Here is a 23082-nt window from a genome sequence, read left to right as displayed (position 1 = left end):
CCGCGTTCCGCTACCGACACGAGGGGCGTACGCGTCGTCACGAACGTGGAGCGGAATGCGGTGGACGGGATGTGCCGATCGACGTGCGGTGCATTCGCGGACGGCGAAGTCGTGTGGTCTTGGCGCGCCCATGCAGGCGCCAAGTTCGGGCGAAACTCCAAAGGTGTCGTACGGACAACGGTGGCAAACGCTGGTTCACCGGAGAGAGCACGTTATAAGCCGTAAACCACTGCGCGGGGAAGGCCGGTGTGATCACCGCCTGTACCTGTGGTTTTCGCGCTCGCGCAAATTTTGTTTGCGCGGGAGCCCCGGGTGCAGCGGCCACCCGGTCTTCCCCGCGCCCTCCATATTTTCGAGGAGGACGGCAATGAGCAGAATCTCGGGCGCGAAGGCGCGGCGAGAATACAGCGCTTTGCATCACCGGTTTGATGGTGCTTGGGACTGATATCCGAATGCCACGACGTGTGAACCTATGCAGGCATGTCGCGTTCGTTTTCCATCGCGACTTGTCTGCGTCAGTATTTTCGGACAGCCGATCCGAGCATTACCCACGAGCCCACCGCAGCGAGCCCCAGCGCACCGAGCACGAGAAAGGTCGGCGAAAAGCCAATCCACTCGGCGATCCAGCCACCAAGCGCGGGACTGACGGCGGCGCCCGCGCCTTGGACCGTGATGACGGCCCCCTGTGCCAGATTGACCCTGCCCGTGCCGCTGAGCGAGCGGGCCACCATTCCGGGTACGGCAACGCTTTGCAGCCCGGTGCCGATACCATCCAGGATCTCGACGGGAACGACGCCCCACCATCCAGTCAGGAAATAGGCAAGGAGGCCGCGCAAGGGCAGCACCAGAAACGACACAAGCAGGATCGGCCAATAGCTGCGGCCCTCGGCAGCGCGCATGCCGAGCACCGACGCAATGATCATCGTGCCCTGTGCGACCACGATGGTGGTCGCGACAAAACTCGGCCCATTGGCCTGGCGGCCCGCGACGGCCGCCATCCCATAGAGAGGAATGATGGCCGCGTTTCCGAGATGAAATACAGCGAGTGAAAGCGCAAGGACCAGGAGCGGCTTATGCTTGAGCAGCACCGAGAGGCCGCTGTGCTCGCTTTTCGGATCGTCCTCCTTGCCGCCACGCGCCGCATGGTCGTCGATGGAGGAGGGTGGAATCATCAGCACGCAGGCAACCGTGATCGCGCCGAAGAACGCCGCGAGCAGGAAAACGGAGAAATAGCCGAATTGCCAGCCGAGATAGCCGGAAGCCGCCGCGCCCACCATGTTGCCGGCGTGATTGAATGCCTGATTGAGGCCGTTCTGGCGGTTGAAGCCCCGCTGCTTCACCATGCCGAGGGTGATGCCGGTTACCGCCGGCACGATTGCAGCTCCCGCGACAGAGGTTGCGATCTGGGATGCGGCCACCGCCCAGAAGCTCTGCCAGAGGAGGATGATGGACGAGGCCCCCACCACCGCGACACCCGGGAGGATGACCCACAGGCGTTTGTGCCGGGTAGCATCGATGAGTCCGCCGACCGGCGTCGTGATCAGCATGCCAGCGATATTGCCGATCGTCATCGCCGTTCCAATCAAGCCGCTGGCCCAGCCGCGCTCCAGCAGGAAGACGCTGACGAAAGGGCCGATCCCCGACTGCATATCGGCCATGAAGAAGTTCAGGGCGAGGAGAGGCCAGAGCCGCGTCGCATGTTGCTTGGTTGTTTGCCGCGAGGGCGCCTTGCCTGCCATTCGTCGCATGTTCCTTCCGCACGAATGCCTTGCGCGGTGCAACGATAACCAAACACGCAGCCCGAAAGTTCACTGGTACGGGGACAGCCTGCGGGAACCAGCGGCCATGCGCAACGTTCTCGGCTCGGGACGATGGAGGAGAAGCAGGATGAGCCAGGAAAAGCCGACCGACGATCCCCGCCACAGAACCGACAAGGGGTCTCTGAAGCAAACGGATCAGCCCTGGAAGCAACCGGTCGAAAAAGAGCAGGGCTCCCAGGGAGCCAGGAAGTCAGACCTCGAGCGGTGGCATGAGAGCAATACGCATTGAGTGGAGCAATCAGCGATCCGCGATGATGCTGAAAGAGACGATGGTATGATCGCGCGCAAGCGCCTGCATCAGGTCGAGCGGCGGCTGCGCCCGCGCAGGCTGCGTCCATGTGAGGTCAAAGGTGTAGTCAGCAGTTGCAGAGCTGCCGTGCCGATTCTGGGCCTGGAAGCGGCCGCTGCAGTTAAGCTGTTTCAAAGTCCTGAGGACAGACTCGACCGGCCGCCAGTCATCCGGGCCCGCGATAACGAGACGGGCGCGGTGCTTGCGCAAAATCGTGCTGTCGAACTGCTTCAACGCCCAGAGGGTCAGGACGGCAAGTATCGTCGCCGCGATCCCGAGAATCAGCTGGCCGCCACCGAAGCAAAGGCCAATGACGGTTACAAGCCACAGCGTCGCCGCCGTGGTAACGCCAGTGAGCAGGTCGCCCCGTCTCAGAATTGCACCCCCGCCGATGAAGCCGACGCCGGTCAGGATGCCGAGGGGCAGTCGCATCAGATCCATGACGGCAAACGACTGGGGTGTCTTGCCCGCGATCGGCAAGAGGAGATTGGCCTGGATCATGGCGACCGACGCCGCAAGACCAACAAGAATTGTGGTCCGAAAGCCTGCGGCGTGGCCGCGCGCCTCCCGGTCAAAGCCGATGATCCCGGCCGCCAGTATCGTCAAAGCAAGCCGGATCGCGATATCCTGCCACGATGGCTGGAGCGGCAAAATTTCTCTCCCTTCGAACCTCCTTTGCCCCTGCAGCGTTCCAGCCTCACCAGTCGCGTCCGCATCCGCCTTCCGGCGGTTCAACGGAGCGGGCACCATCTTGTTCCTGCAGGAGCAGCGTCTGGAGCGGGAAACGCGCTTGGCGTCAGCCAGACGACCGTTGCCGGCAATTCGATCTCACTGCGCTTCCACCGGAGGCGTGAACACATAGCCGACACCGCGCTCCGTTCGGATAATGGACGGGGTGCTTGGATCGGACTCCAGCTTGCGGCGCAGCCTCAGTACCTGCACATCGATGCTCCGGTCGAAGACATCTTCGTGGACGCGTGTTGCCTGCAGCAGATGCTCGCGGGAGAGCGGTCGTTGTGGGGCCTCGAGGAAGGCGATCAGCAGGGTATATTCACCCTTTGTGAGGGCAACTGGTTCGTTGCGGGAATTGGTCAGGCGGCGTGTCCGCCGGTCAAGCCGCCAGCCTCCAAAACGAAAGGTGCCTTTTTCGTTTGGCCGATGCGATGTGGCCTGTCCCGTTTCCCGGCGTCTCAGGACAGCGCGGATGCGGGCCAACAACTCCCTCAAGCCAAACGGCTTAGTGATGTAATCGTCTGCTCCCAGTTCCAACCCCACGACGCGATCGATCTCGTCGCGGCGATGACCGGTGGTGATAATGACCGGGACATCGGAATGCGCGCGGATTTCGCGCAGGAGATCGAGACCATCCTCCTGCCCCAGCCGCAGATCAAGGACGACCAAATCCGGCTGGTTGCGGGTCAGCAGCGTGACGACCTCGTCCCGCCGTGAGGCCGAGATCGCCCGGATGTCGTGATCTTCGAGGTAGGTCGTGACCAAGTGACGCATGGTCGTATCATCCTCAACCACCAGGCATGTGAGCGCGCGGCGATCCTTGCCGTTTGCGGCCAAGGGTCCTAGCGGTCCGATTGTCTCGTTGGCAAGCACGGCGGCTGGACTTTCAATCCGTTCGTTCATTCGATTTCTCCGGCGCCCCGGATTGCGTGGGCACGCGAACTTGTGTCGCAGCACAGCTCCCGGAGAGCAACGTTTGGAGGAGGCCTTCGGTGGGTGGCTTATGCCACAAGATTGGTATCCCAGCGTCTTTTCGCAAGGTTTTGGCTACAGCCGTAACCTGAAAGGTCAATTTTGAAATCATTTCGTGTTGATCGCGGACGCTCCCACCACGGTTTTGGTCGGTCGCTTGCGCGCGTTGATGAAGTCCCCGGTCGCTGGAGATGCGGCTGTTCGAGCTTCTCAGTTCGGCCGTCGCGATTGTCATCGGCTTCCTGTTGGTGAGGGGTGAATCTTCGCGCATGGCGTGCGGGGAATCCTTGGCTGAAGTGGGGCGGCGGTAGCAGTGTTGATCGCGATCAACAGGCCATCTTCTCAACGGGATGGATTGGCAATCGACTGATGCGGCGTTCGCTCGCCGTGAAGATCGCGTTCGTGACCGCCGGTGTCACGATCGCCGTCGCGGCTTCATCGAGGCCGCCGGGATCCACCGTGCTCGATACGATATGGGCCTCAATACGCGAATTTATCGGTAGCCGCAATCGACCGCGCCGACGATACGACCTTGACGATGCCTCGGCCCCGCCCCTGCCGGCTCCGTTTCACGACAGCTCGCGCATCTTCCCGGAAATTAACGCGATTCATTGCGGCTCCGGCGTTACAGCTCTTGCGTCGGCAGGAGCATCCGCTTCCGGGCCGTAGCCCGCAGTCGGACAGGACAGTGCCGAGTAACGCAAGATAGCGCCAAGTAACGAAGCCGAGAGCAGGCGAATGACTCGACCCATCACGTGCGATGCTATGAGATCGGATGTCACCATCCTGTGGTTAGTCAATGACTATATCCTTCAATAAGCTGGATCTTAATCTTTTGCGCGTCTTCGACGCGGTCATGGAGGAGCGAAGCGTGCTGCGGGCTGGCCAGCGCATTTGCCTCAGTCAGTCCGCGGTCAGCCACGCTCTCGCTCGGCTGAGAGAGATGCTCGATGACGAGTTGTTTATCCGTACGACGACGGGAATGCAGCCGACGGCACGCGCACTCGCAATGGCTCCATTGATACGCAAGGCCTGGGGATCCCTGGAAGCCGCAATCGAGCTGCCGAAGTTCAAGCCGGAAACGTCGAGCAGGCGGTTCACAATTGCCGCGAGCGACTTCGTAACCACTGTGATGGTGCCGCATCTTCTCGAGTTGCTCAGGCGCGAGGCACCCAATGTCGATCTCGTCGTCCGGTCGGACAGCCGGATCGACCTTGGCGAGCAGATTGATCTTGGTCAGATCGATGCGGCGATCGGAACGTTCTCCGATGCGCCAGCGCGCTTTCGGTCGAATTCGCTTTTTTATTACGATGACGTCCTGATAGCGAGTTCGTCGCTGGAGCTTGGTCAAGTTTCGCTTCGGAAACTCTCTGGCTTATCCATCGCGGTCGTTTCACTGCATGGTGATCAGGACCGGATTGTCGACGGCTTTCTATCCGAACGTGGATTGGCTCGGCGCTCCGACATGTTTGATCGGGTTGGCCTCGCGCGGGCCTTTTCGGCAGCGAAAACAGCTCCACGTATTGCAGTCTCATTACCGCATTTTCTGTCACTTCCCTCGCTGCTGGAGGGAGCGCATCTGGCGGCGATCGTGCCGCGGCCACTCGGCAGGTCCCTGGCGCGGTTGCATGCACTGTCAATATGCGAGTTGCCATACAGGACCGCTCTCATGGACGTCGGTGTCCTGTGGCATGAGCGTAACTCTGGAAGCGCGCCGCATGAGTGGCTACTCAATGTGCTGAGACGTGCTGCTGAGCCTCTGCGTCCGCATCTCGAAGAGCTCAGGCATCCGGCCCGATGCATGGCGGGGGCATCGCTTTCGCGCTTGGCGGTCCAAGTCTGAGGCCGCGGGCACACCGGGGGGTTGAATGGTCAGTTATTCGTGCGGTCGGTGCATTGCGAGTGAGTCCGTTCGCCCGGCGTCTTCGATTTGGAAAAGGCGAATTGCGAGATGCCGGCGTGAAGCAATTCACGCTCGCATTTGTCGCGTGCGAATGTTGAGACTGTCGACGGTTCGAATTGCAGTGCGCTCATCCGCTCCTTGAAATTGTTTCACTTCCGATTCCGGTTGGAATTGTTCAGGGTCCTCGTGCAACGCGGTGGGACACATTGTGGTCGATCTCGGACCGATAGCTTGATGATCTGCCTGCAGGCTTCTGGAGACATCAATGAGTCAAGAAGCGGCCCATGCATGCGTGAGACGCATTCGTTGTGCAATGAGCATGACGACGTCGTTAGTGCGAGTCTTCTGGAAAACTGGATCGATGAAACCGAAGGTCGGGTCTGGTTCCCATATGAGGCCGGCCGCAACTGAGGGACGGTTGGCCGTTTGCGCCTGGCGCAAGTGGCACCGCTTGTGGAGTTCATGTCGCTGCACGGAACGAGGAAACCCATTGGAGCCGTCCGTGGCGGCTCCGCTGCGACGAGTACTGCTGTCTCGCCGAAGACGTTGACCGGCTGCGAGTTTGAAGCAACACTGCTCGCTATGGCGGGGCATGATCTTCGTCAACCGCTGCAGATCATCCAGAACGTCCGTGAGCGGCTGGAGAATGGCTTTCGTACCGCATCGGAGTTGACCCTCCTCAAACTTTGCCAGAGCGCAATCGATCGATTGACCTGTCAACTTGATCAGTTGTTGAGCGCCCTTCGTATCAGCGAACACGGCGGGCGGATTCAGCTGGCTCCGGTCAATCTCGAATCGCTGCTGCGAGAAGCCCGGCGCGAGCACGAATTGGCGGCGCTGGAGAAAGGGCTTCAAATTCGTGTGGTATCGACCCACTCCTGGATTTCGAGCGATACCCTTCTGCTCAGTGCCGTGCTTCGCAACCTGGTCAGCAATGCGATCAAATACACGGAACCTGGCGGCCGGGTTCTACTGGGCTGTCGTCACTTTCAGAATTGTGTCCGGCTCGACGTCATCGACACCGGAATTGGTATTTCCGATGAGCATATGTCGAAAATTTTCGAAGCCTTTACGCGTGTCGAGGCAACGCGAGACGGGGGGCTCGGCATCGGGCTTTTTATCGTCCGGCAAGCCGTCGCTGTGCTCGGACATCACGTCGAGGTAAGCTCCGTAGCGGGTCGGGGGACCCGGTTTTCGATCGCGGCCAGGCGGGTAGGCTCGGATGTGCACATGCCTCAGGATTACAGTGCGTGAACTTCACGGTGCTGCGCCTTCCCATGCCGCTTGGACAGGTTATCTCATGGAGAGATGCCGGAGCGGAAGCCGTGCCTTCATCGTCGCTCGCGGCGGCAAGAGGAGTGTTGATGACCGGATTGAAGAGAGAGCTGGGGGCGGCCGATGGCGGACCGTCGCCGCGGATCAAGCCTGTGGCGTTGCATTGGTTCGACTTCATCTGCCCCTTTTGCTACGTCTCCCAAGACAGGGATGATATCCTGATCGCGGCCGGGTTCGACGTCGTTGATCTTCCCTTTCAGGCTCATCCGGAGATTCCTGCCAGGGGCATTCGCGTCGGCCCACGGCAGGGCCCGATGTATGACCAGTTGGAGCGGCAAGCGAGAGATGCAGGATTGATCTTGAACTGGCCGGATCGATTGCCCAATAGTCGAACTGCATTGGCGGCCTCGGCATGGGCGCGCCGCCGATACCCCGGCATTGCCGGGCAGTTTAACGCGAGGCTGTTTGCCGCGCATTTCGCGCTCGGGCATGATCTAGGTGACGCCAGCGTTGTGATGCGATATGCGAGCGAGCTCGGGGTCGATGTCGGCATGCTGGAGAATGCGCTGGCCGACGGCTCTGCCTTCCAATACGTATCCGAGGCGGAGGCGAGGGCACATGAGCACGATGTTCGCGGAACTCCTGCCTGGTTCTTGAGAGGATCCGTGATCGAGGGGGTGATTCCAGCCGAGGAGTTCAGGCGGCGCGTTGAGAAGACGTCAGGCGAGAGGGCCTAGCTATTGCTCTGAGTGGTACAGGTTCGCTTTGGCGTCCTTTAATCGAAGCGGGAGGGGCGGCGCTTCATCCGGGGCGGTCACTACCTCGATGTAAACTCCGCTCTCCGCAAGCTCGGCGCGCTGCAGTGCCTGGTCGAGCTCTGCGCAGGTCGTGACACGTGCGGTCATCCAGCCCTTGCAGCCGAACACACGGGGCAACTCCGCGTAGCGCCAGGGCGCTATGTCATTGTAGGAGGCTTTGGGATCGCGGCAAAGCAGCCGTTCGATCGTATAGCCGTCATTGTTCAGCACGAAGATCACCGGCTTCAGGCCGAGACGGGCAAACTGGCCGATTTCCTGGGCCGTGAACTGGTGCGCGCCGTCCCCGGTTATGAGCAGCAGACGTCGATCTGGTGCTGCGACAGCGGCTCCGAGCGCGGCCGGAGTCGCCCAGCCGATCGAGCCCCAAAGCGCCTGGCTATAGAAGCTCGCTCCTCGAGGTAGCCGCGCAAAGCCGAGACCCATGGATATGGTGCCGGTTTCCGCCACCACGACGTCGTCGGGGCGGATGAAGTTGCCCCAGCGCGGATACAGCGCGGTGGCTGTAATTGGATCACCGCCGCCACCGCTTGCTGATCCGAGCGATGTGGCTTGAAGCGAAGCTGTCTGACGTCGCCTCTTCAGCCGCTTGGCGAGAAGCGTGAGCACGTCAGCCATTTCGACGCCATAGTACGTTTTGCCTCGCAGTGTGACCTGATGCTGTCCTATCGAAATCAGCCGTGCAGGATCGAGATGAGCTGTGAAGGCGCCCGTGTTCAGGTCGCTGAAGAGCGCGCCGACGGCGACCACCGCGTCGCAACTCTCAACAAATTGGCGGACTTGTTCGTTCATCAATCGCCCGGAATAGATACCGACATAGGCCGACTGATTTTCATCAAGGACGGATTTGTCCAGAAGCATGGTTGCGAACGGTAGCCCGGAGGCGTCGACCACCGCCTGCATGACCCTTTGCAAACCGGCGCGCGCCACCAGGAATCCAGGGAGGATGCAGCCGGTCCTGGCGCGGTCCAGAGCCGAGAGGATTTGCTCCACGACTTGCTCGAGGACGACGGAATCGCTTTCTGGACGGTTGATCGGCTTCGCGCTTCCTAGCACCGGTTGCACAGCCAGATCGGCGGGAAACGCCATGTAGACCGGGCGCAGATGATAGAAAGCCTCATGGATGAGGCGTTCGGTCTCGTATGCGACGCTCTGCGGCGTCATGACTGCGCTTGCGCACACCACCGGTTCGCTCATGCGACGGAACAGACCGAACTCGCCGTCGCCCAGCGTGTGGTGCGACAGGCTACGGGCGGCTTGCGCAGCCATCGACGGCGTGCCTACCAGATGGAAGACCGGAAGCTGCTCCGCATAAGCACCGGCGATGGCATTCAAGGCACTCAATTCGCCGACGCCGAACGTTGTGCAGACAGCGCCGGCGCCTCTCAACCGGGCATATCCATCTGCCGCATAGGCGGCATTGAGCTCATTGCCGCAGCCGATCCAGCGCATCGCGGCGTCGGCTTCTACGGCATCGCTGATTGCGAAAGAAAAGTCGCCCGGAACACCGAAAACATCGGTGACCCCGACGTCGCGCAGGCGCGAGATGACGTGTTGGGCGACTGTAACCGGCATCGAGCAAACTCCCTAACGGCCTTGCGCGAAAACGCCTGCCGTTGACCAAGCCGCCCCGGATCCGTGTCAAATCGAGCTTGGACGATGCCGGTTACGCGAATGTCTCGGCGTTGAACGATTTCGTTACAGCCGTAACGATCGCGTGCGGAACTCGCAGCTAGTGGGGAGGCTCGCCGTTTGCAAGCAGATTGCGCGTCGCAGCAGCGACATCGGCCTGTCGCATCAGGCTTTCGCCGACCAGAAATGTCGAGATACCAACCAGCGCGAGCCTCGCAAGGTCGGCGGCAATGAACAGGCCGCTTTCTCCCACGATCAGTCGCTCTTTGGGAACCTGCGGCGCAAGCGCCTCGCTAGTCGCCAGCGTGGTCTCGAAAGTGCGCAGGTTGCGATTGTTGATACCGATCATCGGCGAACGTAGTTTGAGGGCGCGGTCGAGTTCCTGCTTGTCATGGATTTCGATCAACACGTCCATGCCGTAGTCCAGCGCCGCGGCTTCGATTTCGCTCGCTGCTCCGTCATCGAGCGCCGCCATGATGATCAGGATGCAGTCGGCCCCGTGCGCGCGTGCTTCGGCTACCTGGTAGGTGTCGAACATGAAATCCTTGCGGAGGACGGGTAGGCTCGTTGCCCCGCGCGCAGCGACCATGAAGTCGAGATGTCCCTGGAAGGAGGGCATATCCGTCAACACGGAGAGGCATGTCGCGCCCCCAGCCTCGTAGGCCTGTGCGAGCGCCGGTGGATCGAAATCTGCACGAATGAGCCCTTTGGAGGGCGAGGCTTTCTTGATTTCCGCTATCAGCGCATATTTGCGGGCTGCGTGCTTGTTGCGAATGGCCGCGATGAAGCCGCGCGGTGGTGAGGCAGCTCTTGCGCGCGCGTCGACTTCCGTTCGCGGAAGGGTGCGCTTGGCCGCGGCGATCTCTTCGCGCTTGTAAAACTCGATCGTCTTCAGGATGTCGGACATCAGTTCCTCGTTCTTGACGTTAGATGCAGGGCGATCAGCGGGAGATTTCGTGAGTCGTCGGAGTTGAGGGTCGTCGAGTCCTGACGTTCTGCGGGTGGAGTTTGCCGTTCGCCATCGGCGCGATGTTGTGGTTCATGCGGAACAAGTTGCGTGGGTCATACCGCTTCTTGATCGCCGCGAGTCGGTCGTAGCGTTCGCCCCCGTAGATCGCTCGCATCTCTTCGGGCGTGCTGCCCTGCGCGGCCGAGAGCAGGTTTGGGTTCGTCTCTTCCTGCGCCCAAGGAGCCAGAGCATTGGCCAGAGCGCTCAGCTGCTCCTGGAAGACCGGAGCCAGGTCGGGGCGGCCGCCACCGACACCGAAGAGCGACCAGCGCGCGCTGCGGCCGGCGACTGCGTTTGGCACCGCGGGCGGACGTTCCAGCGCACCGCCAAGCGGTCGCAACTCGACAAAGCCGAGGTCGGTGCCCGAATCGGGGCCGAGCATGGAAAGCAGGGCGTCAACGGCCCCGCCAGGGAGATCCCGTAGCATCGTCGCGCGTTCAACCCAGGGAACGGGCGCCGGCGGATCGATGAACAACGAACCAGCCTTGCGGTAGGGCAGCTCGGTGATCGTGTCGAGCACCGTCGGTGCAATCTGGCGCATCGGGGCAAGCACGCGCTCAGCCTCCTCCTGCGGCCGCAGCGAGGAGAAGCGGACATGCATCACAAATTGCCCCCGTAAGGGTTCGGGCACGAAGGGCAGCGGCGGTTGGCGCAGGAAGCAGATGGAAGAGCTCATCTCCTCTGGCAGGCTGGCCACCCACACCCGCCAAGTGTGAAGCACTTTTGCGGCATGTTCACCGGCAAAGAAAAGCCCGCCGCCGTAGAAACGCTTGATTGGAAAGACGGTGAATTCCAGGTAGGTGACGACGCCGAAATTGCCCTTGCCGCCGCGAAGCGCCCAGAATAGGTCCGGCTCGGAGGAGGCCGTGACGCGATGCAGCTTGCCATCCACGGTGACGATCTCGATCGCCTGTACATGGTCGGCGGCATAGCCGTACGTGCGACCCAGGATCGGGCTTGCTCCACCGCCGAGATGGTAGCCGACGACGCCCACGGTCGGCGGGGTGCCGCCGGCCGGGGCGAGTCCGTACTTGCCCGCTTCGTCGAGGACCTGCCACCAGCGGCTGCCGCCTCCAACGCGGGCGAGATTTCGGGCGGGCTCGACGTGAACGGCGTTGATTCGCGATATGTTGATCAGCATCGCACCGGCGGCAGGGCGGACCATCTGATGTCCGGTCGCCAGGACCGCGATCGGCAAGTCGCGTTGCGCGGCGAAGCGCACCGCGGCCTGCACGTCCGCAACACTGGTCGCACCGACGGCGATGGCCGGTCGCACCGTGCTCATGGTGTTGAAGGTGGCGCACTCGCTTTGGTAGCCTTCTTCACCCGGCAGCAATGCCGGACCGACCACCCGCCTCACGAGGTTGGCAGTATCAGAGCGGTTCAGCACAGACGGAGCCGCCGTGTCATGCATATTCATTGTGTCTGAACTTGCCATGCCGGGACTGCCCGGCGGGGACCGTTTCGTTGCGTGGACCGCGCTCGCGGGGAGTGGCCGTGGTGGGGGGCTCACGCAGCCTTCAACACTTGTGACAAAACCGCACCGTGAATTCTATTTCAGAGCGGTCTCGAATGCCGATGTTGCGCAAGGAGCGGTCATCGAGTCTGGCGAGCGCGCGGACGGCTCGTCGGATATCGCGCTCGTCCCTGCAGTAGTTCCAGAGGGCTGCTATCGCTGCAGTGATAGCGGACAGTTGGCTCCTTGGATCGTTGTAAGACTGCTCTGAGGCGACGGAAGCAGCTTTCCTCTCGGGCGGTAGTGAAGTCTCAGAAGAAAAAAAATTCATTATAGAGCTCCTCATTTTGCAGGAGCGACCATGGCCGTCCGCTGCTACAGCTTGATCACGGCACGTCGAAATCCGGTTACATTGGAAACCACCGTTTTCGCATTATCGCCATAAAGCGTACCCGACCGCCTCGTTAGGGGTTCTCTGGCTCCGGAACCAATACGGGGCTTGTCAACATCCGCGTTCGATGCCGTCTCGCTTACGCCGGATTGCGGCATGCTCGACATCTGAGCGTCTCAGCCGCCACCGGCACCATCGTATAATTGAGCGCGGCGATCCGCTTGAAATAGCTTTGCCACTGATGCTGGCCTTGCGGGCGCAGGCCGATTTAATCCATGCGCCGTGACGGCCTGTGCACGATCGAGAGATGTGCCAGTGACGAGCCGGCCAGGAAATTCGAACGTGATGTCGGACCTCACCCGTCGAGCGGTCGCGGTGAGCTGTTGTGATGAAATGTCGGGATTGCTGCGTTGCAACAACAGGCTATTGAATTTGAAGAAGTTCAGTTCGGGCCGTATCGCCTGATACCGTCCAAGCGTCTTCTTCTTTTGGGTCAGGATCGGGTGGGGCTTGGAAGCCGCGCTTTCGACATCCTGGTATTATTGCTGGAGAGGCGAGGTGAAGTCGTCAACCGCCGAGATATGATTGAGCACGTGTGGCCAGACTTGATTGTCGACGAATCGAACCTTCGCGTCCAGATGTCTGAACTTCGTCGTGCGCTGGGCACCAGGGAGGGCGGATCGAGCTTCATAAGGACTGTGCCGGGGCGAGGATATTTGTTTGTGGCTCCGGTGCACGCTGTGTCTTCGTGCGAAGCACCGGTGCTCCCAACCATGTCAACGCTGGGCAGGCTGCCGGTCCGTCGGCCGAATCTTGTCGGGCGTGACCATGCGCTCGATGCGCTTGTCCGCCAAACCCTGGCAGGCCGCTTCGTCAGCATCGTCGGGCCTGGCGGGATCGGCAAAACGACATTGGCGATTGAACTTGGTCATCGCCTGACGGACGAATTTGATAACGAGGTCTTTTATGTCGATCTTTGCTCTGTCGACGCTCCGGACCTCGTCTTGCCAACCATTGCGGCAGCGCTGGGCTATACGGCGACGCCGGAAGACTTGCTGACTGGGCTAACCTCGTTTGTCGGGGACAGACGCCTGCTGCTGGTCATCGATTGCTGCGAACATGTCGTCGAAGCCGTAGCGAATGCCGCCTCTGTGCTTTTTCAGAAAGCGCAATCGCTTTATCTTGTCGCGACAAGCCGGGAGGCGTTGCGTGTAGAGGGAGAGACCGTCTATTTCGCAGACCCGCTCGGCTTGCCGGCCGTAAATGAGGATCTGACGGCCGCCGAGGCTTTGGCTGCAGACTCCGTTCGGCTCTTTATGCATTGTGCGATGGCCGGCGGTTACGTGGGGAAGCTCGATGATCGTCATGCCCGCGCCGTCGCCGAGATTTGCCACGCGCTCGACGGCAGTCCTCTCGCCATCGAGCTCGCGGGCAGCCGGCTGAATACGTACGGATTCGAGGGGCTCCTTGAGCGATCGCACAGCCCGGCGTTGTTAGGCTGGGCGGGCCGCCGGCACCAACCCAGGCACCGCAGCCTGGAAGCCCTGCTCGACTGGAGCTTTCGATTGCTTTCAGACGTCGAACGGCGTGTCCTTGTCCGGCTTTCCGTCTTTGCCGAAATCTTCACAATGCAATCCGCTCAGGCGGTGGCGAGCGATATCGTCGACAACGAGTGGGTGGTCGCGCACGCAATTGAACAGCTCATCGACAAATCTCTGATCACGATCTTCCCCGCCATTGATATGCATTTGTACGGAATTCCGAATATCGTCCGCCTTTACGCCGAGATCAAGCTTGCGCAACGCGGCGAGCGCCAGGAGCTCCAGCGGCGCCATGCCCGGGTTTGCGCAGAGCTTTCCCAGAAACAAAATGCGGCACGGCAGCGCGTGCTTGCGAGAGCGGCTATGAGGTGCGGCTACCGTGTTGACGAACTTCGGGCGGCGCTGGAGTGGTGCCTCTCCAATTTGGATGACGTTAAGCTCGACATCGATCGGACCGCGCACGCCTCCAGACGGCTTGCATATCTGGACATTCAGTGAAGGCCATAACGCTGAAATCGCATGGATATGCGATCTTGCGAACTTTGGAAGAGACATGGTAATTGATGTTATCCAATCACGCTCCGTCAAATAAGCCTTTGCGCAGCCGAAGCACGTTGCGAGCGAATTTCGCAAGTGCTGAGTGCGGGCCAGTTCATCCCAGGCGGCGTCTTCATATGGTGATCAACCGCGAACATTCTACCGAAGAGAGCCGGCGCCTTCAGCAATGCTTCAACGATCTCAGCCAGATCGTCGCCCTTTCTACCGCCTTGGGTCGGGGCTCATTGTCGCAATTGGTTGCTGATCTGCTCGAGATGCTTCTAGGCATGCTCCACCTGGAGTTTGTCTATGTGCGTCTCAAGGATCCGGTCAACGCCGCTCCCATTGAGCTGGGCCGAACCGCGAAGTCGCTGGACGGGTTCATCGGGCCGAAAGAGATCGGGAGCGTTCTGAACAATGCGCTCGGTTCGAATCCGCAGACTTGGCCCGCGAACGAGCAAATTGCCTTTTGCGACAAGAGCGTCTCCCTCGTGTCGCTGCGATTGGGGCCGCAAGGTGATATGGGCATTTTGGTAGCCGCATCGACCCGGGCCGATTTTCCTGAGGAGACAGAGAGACTACGTCTGGATGTCGCCGCCAATCAAGCCGTGATCGCGCTGCAGCAAGGCCGGCCCTCGAGCGAAGCGAGACAGCCTGCGAATGCCGTCGATGAGCCGCTCGCGCAACCAACCATAGACACTGTCAGCCGCGAAGGAGGAGGTGAGCTGGAGCAACTCAGGCGAGCAGTAGAGTCACTGCGCCTGCGAGAGATCGATATTCAATCGGTCGTCGACGCGATTCCAGCTCCTACTTCGATCATGACCGCTGAAGGCGAGGTCGAGGCAGTCAACCGGCCGGTTCTGGAATACTTCGGAAGGTCGGTTGATGAGCTCAGGCATTGGAGCACGAGCGACATCGTTCATCCTGATGACCTCCAACCAACGATCAGCGCCTGGAGGCTGGCCGTCGAAACCGGCGAGCCATACGAGGTCGAAAGCCGTCACCGCGGCAGTGATGGTGTCTACCGCTGGTTTCATGTCCGCGGCTTTCCTTTACGCGGTAGTGACGGCCACATCGTGCGCTGGTGCGTCCTGCAAATCGACATTGAGGATCGCAAGCGCGCCGAGCAGGCATTGCGGACCAGCGAGCGAAATCTCTATCTGATCATCAGTACCATTCCGGGGCTGGTGTGGTCGGCTCGTCCGGACGGCTCCGCCGACTTCTTCAATCAGCACTATTTGGACTATGTGGGATTCAGTTCCGAACAAGCCCAGGATTGGGGATGGACAGCCGCAGTTCATCCAGAGGATTTGGATGGTCTCGCGAGCGCGTGGCAAGCGTTTATGGCGACTCGCCAAGCGGGAGAAAAGGAAGCACGTTTACGTCGCTTCGATGGCAGCTACCGATGGTTCCTGTTCCGAGCCAATCCATTGCGTGACGACTCTGGAAATGTCATCAAATGGTTCGGTATCAACACCGATATCGAAGACCGCAAGCGAGCCGAGGAAGAGCTGCGCGACACTCAGGCGAAACTGGCCCATATGGCGCGGGTGATGATGATGGGCGAGCTCACGGCGTCGATCGCCCATGAGGTCAACCAGCCATTGGCGGGCATCGTTACCAACGCCAACACCTGCCTGCGCATGCTGGCTGCCGATCCTCCAAATGTCGCCGGCGCTCGCGAAACCGTGCGGCGCACGCTCCGCGACGGCAACCGTGCGTCCGATATTATCGGGCGATTGCGAGCGCTCTTCAACAGGAAGGCGCCGGTCAGCCAGCCTATAGACCTGAATGAGGCAACCCGTGAGGTCATTGCCCTGTCGCTCAACAAGCTGCATCGTGACGGCGTTAGTTTGCGCACGAGATTGGCGGAAGACCTTCCACGTGTCACGGGTGATCGGGTGCAGCTTCAGCAAGTGATCCTGAATCTGCTCAACAACGCCGCGGACGCGATGAGCGCGATTGATGATCGACCGAGAGAGTTGATGGTCAGCACCGGCCGAGACGAAGACAGTTGTGTTCGGCTGAGTGTGCATGATTCGGGACCTGGGTTTGACCTCGAAGTGGCGGAAAGGCTCTTTGACGCGTTCTACACGACCAAGGGTGACGGTATGGGAATTGGGCTATCTGTCAGTCGCTCGATCGTCGAAAATCATCACGGTCGTATATGGGCGGCACTGAACGATGGTCCGGGAGCTACATTTTCGTTTTCCATCCCAGGAAGCTCGGAGGTGACGATCAGCATCGGCGGCCCGGAAGGCAAGGGAACGCTTGCCGCGAACAACATCGCGAGGGATGTTGGATGAGTACACGTTTACTTGTGTCGGTCGTCGACGACGATGAGTCCGTCCGAGAGTCGTTACCGGACCTGCTGAGGGAGTTCGGCTATGCTGCTCAAGCATTTTCGTCTGCCGAGGCGTTTCTTGCATCGGAGTATGTGGGTAAAACAGGCTGCCTGATTCTCGACATCGCAATGCCGGGCATGACCGGCCCCGAGCTCCAGAGGGAGCTGATCCGCCTTCGCTACCAGATTCCCGTTGTTTTCATTACTGCGCATGGGGATGAGTCCACACGCCCGCGAATGATTGGGCAAGGCGCTGTCGAATGCCTCTCCAAGCCATTCAGCGATGAGGCATTGCTGAGGGCCCTCAACGCTGCCTTCGGCGCGGGTTGACTGCGAATGCGCCTGAAAACGAGAGACACTAACGATGGATCGATAGCCGAGGGCGTGATCCCCATGTCACACGACAATGCAATCGTGTTTGTCGTCGACGACGACATCTCCATTCGCGAATCTCTGGAACTGCTGATTCGCGATGCCGGCTGGCAACCCGAGATCTTCGAGTCCGCACAGGAGTTTCTCTCGCGGCCACGTGTCTTTGTTCCGAGCTGTCTGATCCTGGACGTTCGGCTTCCGGGGCTTAACGGTCTTGAATTGCAGAAGCGGGTCGCAGTCGATCGACCTGACATGCCGATCATCTTCATCACCGGTCACGGCGACGTGCCAATGTCGGTCCAGGCCATGAAGGCAGGAGCTGTCGAGTTTCTGACCAAGCCGTTCAGCGACACGACATTGCTCAGTGCAATTAAAGAAGCCATTGACCGAAGCGACGCCGAACTTGGTCTCGAAGCCGAGATGCAATCGCTGCGCGACCGCTACGTTTTGCTCAGCTCCCGCGAACGGGAGGTTATGGCTTTGGTCGTTCGCGGCCTCCTGAACAAGCAGGTCGCTTTCGAACTTGGGATCAGCGAGATAACGGTCAAGGCTCACCGCGGCCAAGTGATGAGAAAGATGAACGCCACCTCTCTCGCAGACCTGGTGAACATTGCAGCAAGGCTCAACGCTGCTCGTTAGCAGCGGTTTGTTGGCCGGTATCGTCGGGCAGAACCGAACCGGCAGCCCGTAGCAAAGGTCGATAGGTCGGCGCGGTTCAGCACAGCCGAGGCTACGCGTCATGACCGCGCACGGTTGCCACGGTCCTTGTTGCGACCGCTCGACAACCGCAGTTCGTCGCGCGGGCCGGGCCTGCGCGAAAGGAGCGTGGCAACTCGCACGCTACGCCGTCAGCGTGGGCGGCTGAACCGGACCGTGAACTCGATCTCGGAGCGGTCGCGAATGCCAAGGTCGCGCAGGGTATGGTCGTCGAGTTCGGAGAGTTCTCGGATTGCTCGTCGGATCTCTCGTTCGTCTTTCCAGTGGCCCCACAGCTTTGCGATCGTTGCCCCGATAGGCAAACGGTGGCTCCTATAATTGCCGGGATGCCGCGCCGATGTAGCTGTGCTGACCGTATTGCCGGAAGCGGCAAGGGTTCGGGCGGAGACGGCGTTGGGCGCTTCGGCTTTCGTCCCGCTAGCCGTCTTCCGGACCGAAGGCCTGATTGGGAAGGAGGTATCAAAAGATCTGGCGTTCATCATGGAACTCCGGGATTGCTGACGGAGGCCACAATGGCTGTTCGCTGTTACGGCTTGATCACCCAAAATGGCGATCGGGTTACATAGGAAATGATCATCCAATCCAATTCTGTCTACGCTGGCGACCCGGCTCCGGCCGTGTCAAAATTGGTCGTATTTTTGTCCCGGACATGGCCATTGTTCCGGGAGCTGCCCGACTTCCGCCTTTGAGTCGCTGAAATTGGCTTTTGTCGATGGATTTTTGAAATGGGCGACATCGCAGCGGTTCTGGTGGAGCAGCTTGGGCAAAGAACAGCTATGAAGCGTGCCCCAGCTCCGCCTGTCTTGGCAGCGACCGCTGCAATTTGTCAGCCATGCGCGCCAGATCTGGTTACGACGACGCATGCATTTTCTTCATCACCTGGCCGCGATGGACCTTCACGGTGATTTCGGCGATTCCAAGATCGCCAGCAATCTGCTTGTTCAGGCGACCGCTGACGACGAAATTCATCACTTCGCGTTCACGCGGTGTAAGACTGTCGTAACGCCGTTGGAGCTCCGACAACTCCTCCGCATTCTGCAACCAGGCGCGGTCTCGTGCATGGCCGAGCGCAATTGCGTCAAGCAGATCCTGATCCTGAAATGGCTTGGTCAAGAATTCAATCGCGCCGCCCTTCATTGCCTGCACGGACATCGGAATATTCCCGTGCGCGGTAACGAAGATGATGGGAAGTGGCCTCTTGCCTCCGCCCGACAATTCGCGCTGCAGGTCCAGCCTTTGCCCAGGTAGCCGAACGTCGAGTACCAGACAGATAGGACCTTGCGGCAGGTTGTCTTTGAGGAAATCGGAGACAGAAGCAAAAAGTTTCACACGAAAGCCAACCGATCGGAGCAGGGTTCGCAGTGCCTCACGCATATCCGGATTATCGTCAACGACGAGCACCGTTGGCGAAAGGTCGCTCGATGTCCGTTTCACTTTCTCGCCCCCGCAGGATTTAAGCGGATCGAACGCCGGGATCCAGCGAGCCGCGCGCTCAAAGCGTCAGGGCACAGTCTAGCCGACGTGGCACGGAACCTCAATTGCAGGGCCACATTGATGAATACTCCGGGTGTTTTTCCCGCCCGGTTCCGGACTCCGGAGGGCCTGCCAGAGCGAGGCCCATATATAAGCCGTTAGCGGCAGGCCATTTTTAAGCACCTTAAGCGCGACGTGAAGTCGGACTCCCCAGGGGTTTCGGCCCGCTGGTTGGCGTTACCGGTGCGATCAAGACGACCTACACGTTGGTATAGTCGTATCGCGTGCGGCGTAACCCTAAACTCTGCATCGGCCGTCTCGGGGCATAGCGCAATGGAGGCGGCGCATCCTGTGCAATTCTTGAACATCCGGGCGCCGGTGCGAAACAAGCGACAACTGATTTCGATCGTGGACGACGACGAGCCCGTACGCGAGGCCGTCAAGGGACTGATGCGGTCGATGGGATTTCCCACCGTAGCGTTTGCATCCGGAGCAGACTTTCTGCAATCGCCGGTGGTCGTCCGGACCGGTTGTCTGATTGCCGACGTCAATATGCCGGGCATGAGCGGATTTGATCTGCATGGACATTTGTCGGCGCAAGGCCATGCAGTTCCAACCGTGCTGATTACTGCTTATCCGGCTGAGAGCGCGCGAACGTTCGCGCTCGCATCTGGAGTTATTGCTTACCTCACGAAGCCGTTCGTCGAGGCAGATCTGTCGGAGGCGGTCCGCATCGCGCTGGCCCGTCGCCGATAAAGGGATTGGATCGTGCAGCGCTCGTTGCGAACATCGAGAATGGGGTAGAGCAGGTGAAGAATGTCGAGGTCGCTGCCTTGCAGCCGAGAGTAAACGACGCCAAAGTATTCCGGTTCGGCCCGTTTCGCCTGATCACCTCTGAGAGATTATTGGTGAACGACAGCGAACCGGTGGCGGTGGGAGGGCGTGCCCTCGACATCCTGATCGCTCTGCTTGAGCGTGCAGGCGATGTGGTGAGCCACAGGGAATTGGTCAAACAGGTTTGGGCGGACGTCGTTGTCGAGGAGTCCAGTCTTCGGGTGCATATTGCCGGGCTGCGCAGGGCGCTTGGTGACGGCCGAGACGGAGCGCGCTACATCACCAACGTGCCCGGCCGAGGCTATTGCTTTGTTGCACCGGTCCAGCGTTTGGCGCCATCGGGGCCGCCCGCGGGCGTCTCGGCAGAGCGAGTTAAGCTCCAGGCCTTTCCTCCGCGCTTGCAGCGGATGATTGGTCGCGATGGAGCGATTGAAACCCTGCGGACAGAGATCAACTCCAAGCGGTTCGTCAGCATTGTGGGACCGGGCGGCGTTGGCAAGACGACTGTAGCCGTCGCTGTCGCTCACGAGATGGCGGCCGATTTCGGCGAGGCGATCCGCTTTGTCGATCTAAGTGCACTCCGCGACGGTGCGCTTGTTGTCTCCGCCGTGGCGTCTGCTGCGGGATGTCTCGGCGAGACGCAGGATTCGCTGACGCGGCTTCTGGCATTCCTGGCTGACAAGCATATCCTGCTGGTCCTCGACAACTGCGAGCATGTAATTGAGTCGGTCGCGATGTTGGCTGAAGGTCTGATTCGTGGAGCGCCACTTGCACACATTCTCGCGACCACCCGCGAGGCGCTGCGGGTTGAGGGTGAGAACATCTATCTGCTGGAGTCCCTCGACAGCCCGCCGAACGAGATCACGTTGACGGCGGCCGAGGTGCTAGCCTCTCCCGCTGCTCAGCTTTTCATGGACTGCGCGACGGCGGGCGGATATCGCCAGGAACTCAGCGACGAGGAGGCACCTGTCGTCGCCGGCATCTGCCGTCAGCTCGACGGCATGCCTTTGGCGATCGAGCTGACAGCCAGCAGGGCCAGCGCCTATGGCATCAGGGGCTTGGCACAGCTGATCGACGACCGCTTGATACTGCTTTGGCAGGGGCGGCGGAGCGTGCCACGGCATCAGACTCTCCGCGCCATGCTCGACTGGAGCTATAATCTTCTGTCCGAGCGCGAACAAACTGTTCTGTGCACGCTGTCAGTCTTTGTCGGTGCGTTCACGCTGGATATGGCGCGAACCGTCGCATTCGAGCTGGGTCGCGACGACCTGCAAGTCGAAGGCGTCGTCGCCAGCCTGGTTGAGAAATCGCTGATCTCTGTCTCACAGACCGATCATGCTAGCTCATACCGGCTCCTCGATACGACACGCGCGTATGCGGCGGCGAAATTGAAGGAGCGGGGAGAGGCAGATGCGACCGCAAGGCGGCATGCATTTTATTTCGCCGAGCGTCTGCTGGGAATTCGAGCCAACATCTCGATAGATCTTGATCTCACCGCCTATGCGCGGCAGATCGGCGATATCAGAGCTGCGCTCGAATGGAGTTTCTCGCCGTCGGGCGACAGCTCGGTCGGGGTAATATTGGCCGCTGATGCTGTACCATTGTTTCTCCGAATGTCGATGATGAGCGAGTGTCGACACTGGTCCGTGGAAGCGATACGTGTGTTGACCGACGAGGACCGTGCGACAAAGCTTGAGCTTTCTCTGCAACTTTCACTGGCGATATCGTCGACCTATGTCGACGGCAATAGCGAGGAGGCGGAGACGGCGTTGGAACGCGGGCTGACTCTTGCCGCGTCGTTGGGAGACGCCCAGTATCAGCTGGAATTGCTAGCCGGTCTCAATATCTTTCGGGCTCGGTCAGCGGACTTTCGCGGCTCATTGGCGGCGGCGGAGCGCTATGCGTCCCTCGCCAGGGAGTGTGGCGGGCCGCGAGAGATTGTGATAGCCGAGTGGACGCTCGGAATGAGCTACCACCTGGTAGGATCACAGGCCGCCGCGCAGAACAGCTTTGAATGCGGCTTTGCGCGCGCCGCCGAAGCTGGCGTGAGCGAGGTACATTCCTTCGGATACGATCAACATTTGAGGGCGCTGATCGGATACGCCCGGACATTGTGGGATCGCGGCCTTCCCGATCGGGCGGCTCAATTCGGGCACAGGGCGATCGAACTTGCCGGACGGCAACAACATCCTGTTATGCTTTGTGCCCCATTGCTCTTTGCCATACAGGTCTTCATGTGGCGGGGAGATCAACAGCTCGCAGAGGATCTCATAGAGCGGCTCATTGCTTATGCGGGCAGGTACTCACTCAGGCCGTATTATGCTGGCGGCCTCGGTCTGCGAGGCGAGCTGATGCTCGCGAAGGGAGAGACGAAGGACGGTATCGAGGCGATACGTAACGCGCTCTCGACCTTGCAAACCGAGCGGCAATTTGTCCTCTCATCGGCATTTTCCCGGGCTTTGGCCGAAGGTTTGGCGCAAACCGGGCAGTTCGCGGAAGCAACCAGCATTATCGACGCAATTGTGGCTGACGCCAAAGCCGGCCCCGGAACGTTCGAACTGCCGGATCTGCTGCGGGCTCAGGCGGCAGTGCTATTGGCGGCATCGCCAGCGAACCATCCAGCGGCCGAGATATTGCTCAAGGATTCGCTCGATTGCGCGCGGCAGCAGTCGGCCCTCGGGTGGGAACTACGATCGGCCCTTGCGTTGAGTCGATTATGGGCAGATCACGGCCGTCCCGACGACGCTCGGACTCTGCTTGCCGACGTCTATGGGCGCTTCACGGAAGGATTTTGCACGGCTGATCTAACTGCGGCGCAACGTCAGCTTCGTGCATTCGAGGCGCGGACCCCGCATTCTTGATCTGTGGTGTTCTTCGTAGGCGAGCCGATCGCGGTTCAGCTTCCTGCTGCTGGCCGCGTTCCCCGAGCGACGGATGGTCCGATTTGTCGCAGAGGTTGCACAGCCGCTT

Annotated in this window: 18 protein-coding genes and 1 pseudogene; 11 read left to right on the top strand and 8 right to left on the bottom strand. The window is 60.3% G+C overall.

The window, feature by feature from the left end:
• Nucleotides 1–515: 515 nt before the first annotated feature.
• Entirely contained in the window at nt 516–1739 is a 1224-nt protein-coding gene (locus A3AI_RS0130255) for an MFS transporter (protein ID WP_024519170.1), read from the bottom strand.
• 148 nt (nt 1740–1887) lie between these two features.
• Between A3AI_RS0130255 and A3AI_RS48890 the strand changes: the two genes are divergently transcribed.
• Nucleotides 1888–2049 (top strand): hypothetical protein, encoded by a 162-nt coding sequence (locus tag A3AI_RS48890; RefSeq protein ID WP_198030243.1) that lies wholly within the window; start codon nt 1888–1890, stop codon nt 2047–2049.
• A 9-nt stretch (nt 2050–2058) separates the two neighbouring features.
• Here A3AI_RS48890 and A3AI_RS0130245 read toward each other — a convergent pair whose 3' ends face one another.
• Both A3AI_RS0130245 and A3AI_RS0130240 read right to left on the bottom strand, forming a co-directional pair.
• The gene (locus A3AI_RS0130245) at nt 2059–2715 is read right to left on the bottom strand and encodes an MgtC/SapB family protein (RefSeq protein ID WP_502685775.1); all 657 of its coding nucleotides are present in this window, start codon (nt 2713–2715) and stop codon (nt 2059–2061) included.
• Nucleotides 2716–2937: 222 nt separating this feature from the next.
• On the bottom strand, nt 2938–3744 hold the full coding sequence (locus A3AI_RS0130240) for a response regulator (RefSeq protein WP_024519168.1): 807 nt from the start codon (nt 3742–3744) through the stop codon (nt 2938–2940).
• 868 nt (nt 3745–4612) lie between these two features.
• On the opposite strand from A3AI_RS0130240, the gene A3AI_RS0130225 reads away from it, so the two are divergent.
• The 4 genes and pseudogenes from A3AI_RS0130225 to A3AI_RS0130210 all read left to right on the top strand — a co-directional run bounded on the left by A3AI_RS0130225 (nt 4613) and on the right by A3AI_RS0130210 (nt 7728).
• Nucleotides 4613–5656, top strand: a complete 1044-nt coding sequence (locus A3AI_RS0130225; protein ID WP_063615503.1) for a LysR family transcriptional regulator — start codon at nt 4613–4615, stop codon at nt 5654–5656.
• Nucleotides 5657–6004: 348 nt separating this feature from the next.
• Nucleotides 6005–6127: pseudogene (locus A3AI_RS49465) on the top strand (DNA starvation/stationary phase protection protein); the annotation flags it as partial.
• 51 nt (nt 6128–6178) lie between these two features.
• Nucleotides 6179–6970, top strand: a complete 792-nt coding sequence (locus A3AI_RS43670; RefSeq protein WP_024519166.1) for a sensor histidine kinase — start codon at nt 6179–6181, stop codon at nt 6968–6970.
• 110 nt (nt 6971–7080) lie between these two features.
• The gene (locus A3AI_RS0130210; protein WP_024519165.1) at nt 7081–7728 is read left to right on the top strand and encodes a DsbA family oxidoreductase; all 648 of its coding nucleotides are present in this window, start codon (nt 7081–7083) and stop codon (nt 7726–7728) included.
• Here A3AI_RS0130210 and A3AI_RS0130205 read toward each other — a convergent pair whose 3' ends face one another.
• The 3 genes from A3AI_RS0130205 to A3AI_RS0130195 all read right to left on the bottom strand — a co-directional run bounded on the left by A3AI_RS0130205 (nt 7729) and on the right by A3AI_RS0130195 (nt 11861).
• A complete protein-coding gene (locus A3AI_RS0130205; RefSeq protein WP_024519164.1) occupies nt 7729–9381 on the bottom strand; it encodes an alpha-keto acid decarboxylase family protein in 1653 nt (550 codons plus the stop codon).
• 157 nt (nt 9382–9538) lie between these two features.
• On the bottom strand, nt 9539–10345 hold the full coding sequence (trpC, locus tag A3AI_RS0130200; protein ID WP_024519163.1) for an indole-3-glycerol phosphate synthase TrpC: 807 nt from the start codon (nt 10343–10345) through the stop codon (nt 9539–9541).
• Between the two features lie 34 nt (nt 10346–10379).
• Nucleotides 10380–11861 (bottom strand): FAD-binding oxidoreductase, encoded by a 1482-nt coding sequence (locus tag A3AI_RS0130195; protein ID WP_198030242.1) that lies wholly within the window; start codon nt 11859–11861, stop codon nt 10380–10382.
• Between the two features lie 843 nt (nt 11862–12704).
• On the opposite strand from A3AI_RS0130195, the gene A3AI_RS0130190 reads away from it, so the two are divergent.
• From A3AI_RS0130190 to A3AI_RS0130175, 4 genes are all read left to right on the top strand, one after another.
• On the top strand, nt 12705–14333 hold the full coding sequence (locus tag A3AI_RS0130190; RefSeq protein WP_024519161.1) for an ATP-binding protein: 1629 nt from the start codon (nt 12705–12707) through the stop codon (nt 14331–14333).
• 176 nt (nt 14334–14509) lie between these two features.
• On the top strand, nt 14510–16678 hold the full coding sequence (locus tag A3AI_RS45825; RefSeq protein ID WP_024519160.1) for a PAS domain-containing sensor histidine kinase: 2169 nt from the start codon (nt 14510–14512) through the stop codon (nt 16676–16678).
• Nucleotides 16675–17046: a response regulator transcription factor gene (locus tag A3AI_RS0130180; RefSeq protein WP_024519159.1), complete on the top strand. Its 372-nt coding sequence runs from the start codon at nt 16675–16677 to the stop codon at nt 17044–17046. The genes A3AI_RS45825 and A3AI_RS0130180 overlap by 4 nt, the downstream gene beginning before the upstream one ends.
• A 63-nt stretch (nt 17047–17109) precedes the next feature.
• Nucleotides 17110–17727, top strand: a complete 618-nt coding sequence (locus tag A3AI_RS0130175; RefSeq protein ID WP_024519158.1) for a response regulator transcription factor — start codon at nt 17110–17112, stop codon at nt 17725–17727.
• Between the two features lie 209 nt (nt 17728–17936).
• Here A3AI_RS0130175 and A3AI_RS49460 read toward each other — a convergent pair whose 3' ends face one another.
• Together A3AI_RS49460 and A3AI_RS43660 are read right to left on the bottom strand one after the other, a co-directional pair.
• Complete coding sequence (locus tag A3AI_RS49460; protein WP_245286981.1) at nt 17937–18107, bottom strand: DUF1127 domain-containing protein; 171 nt, start codon at nt 18105–18107, stop codon at nt 17937–17939.
• 547 nt (nt 18108–18654) lie between these two features.
• On the bottom strand, nt 18655–19239 hold the full coding sequence (locus A3AI_RS43660; RefSeq protein WP_283807282.1) for a response regulator transcription factor: 585 nt from the start codon (nt 19237–19239) through the stop codon (nt 18655–18657).
• Nucleotides 19240–19611: 372 nt separating this feature from the next.
• Between A3AI_RS43660 and A3AI_RS0130160 the strand changes: the two genes are divergently transcribed.
• Together A3AI_RS0130160 and A3AI_RS0130155 are read left to right on the top strand one after the other, a co-directional pair.
• Nucleotides 19612–20034, top strand: a complete 423-nt coding sequence (locus A3AI_RS0130160; protein ID WP_051382535.1) for a response regulator — start codon at nt 19612–19614, stop codon at nt 20032–20034.
• A 5-nt stretch (nt 20035–20039) separates the two neighbouring features.
• Complete coding sequence (locus A3AI_RS0130155; protein ID WP_024519156.1) at nt 20040–22973, top strand: ATP-binding protein; 2934 nt, start codon at nt 20040–20042, stop codon at nt 22971–22973.
• The last annotated feature ends 109 nt before the right edge of the window (nt 22974–23082 follow it).

The sequence above is a fragment of the Bradyrhizobium sp. Tv2a-2 genome, from assembly GCF_000472425.1.
GTDB lineage: Bacteria > Pseudomonadota > Alphaproteobacteria > Rhizobiales > Xanthobacteraceae > Bradyrhizobium.
This window is presented reverse-complemented; position numbering and strand designations above follow the sequence as displayed.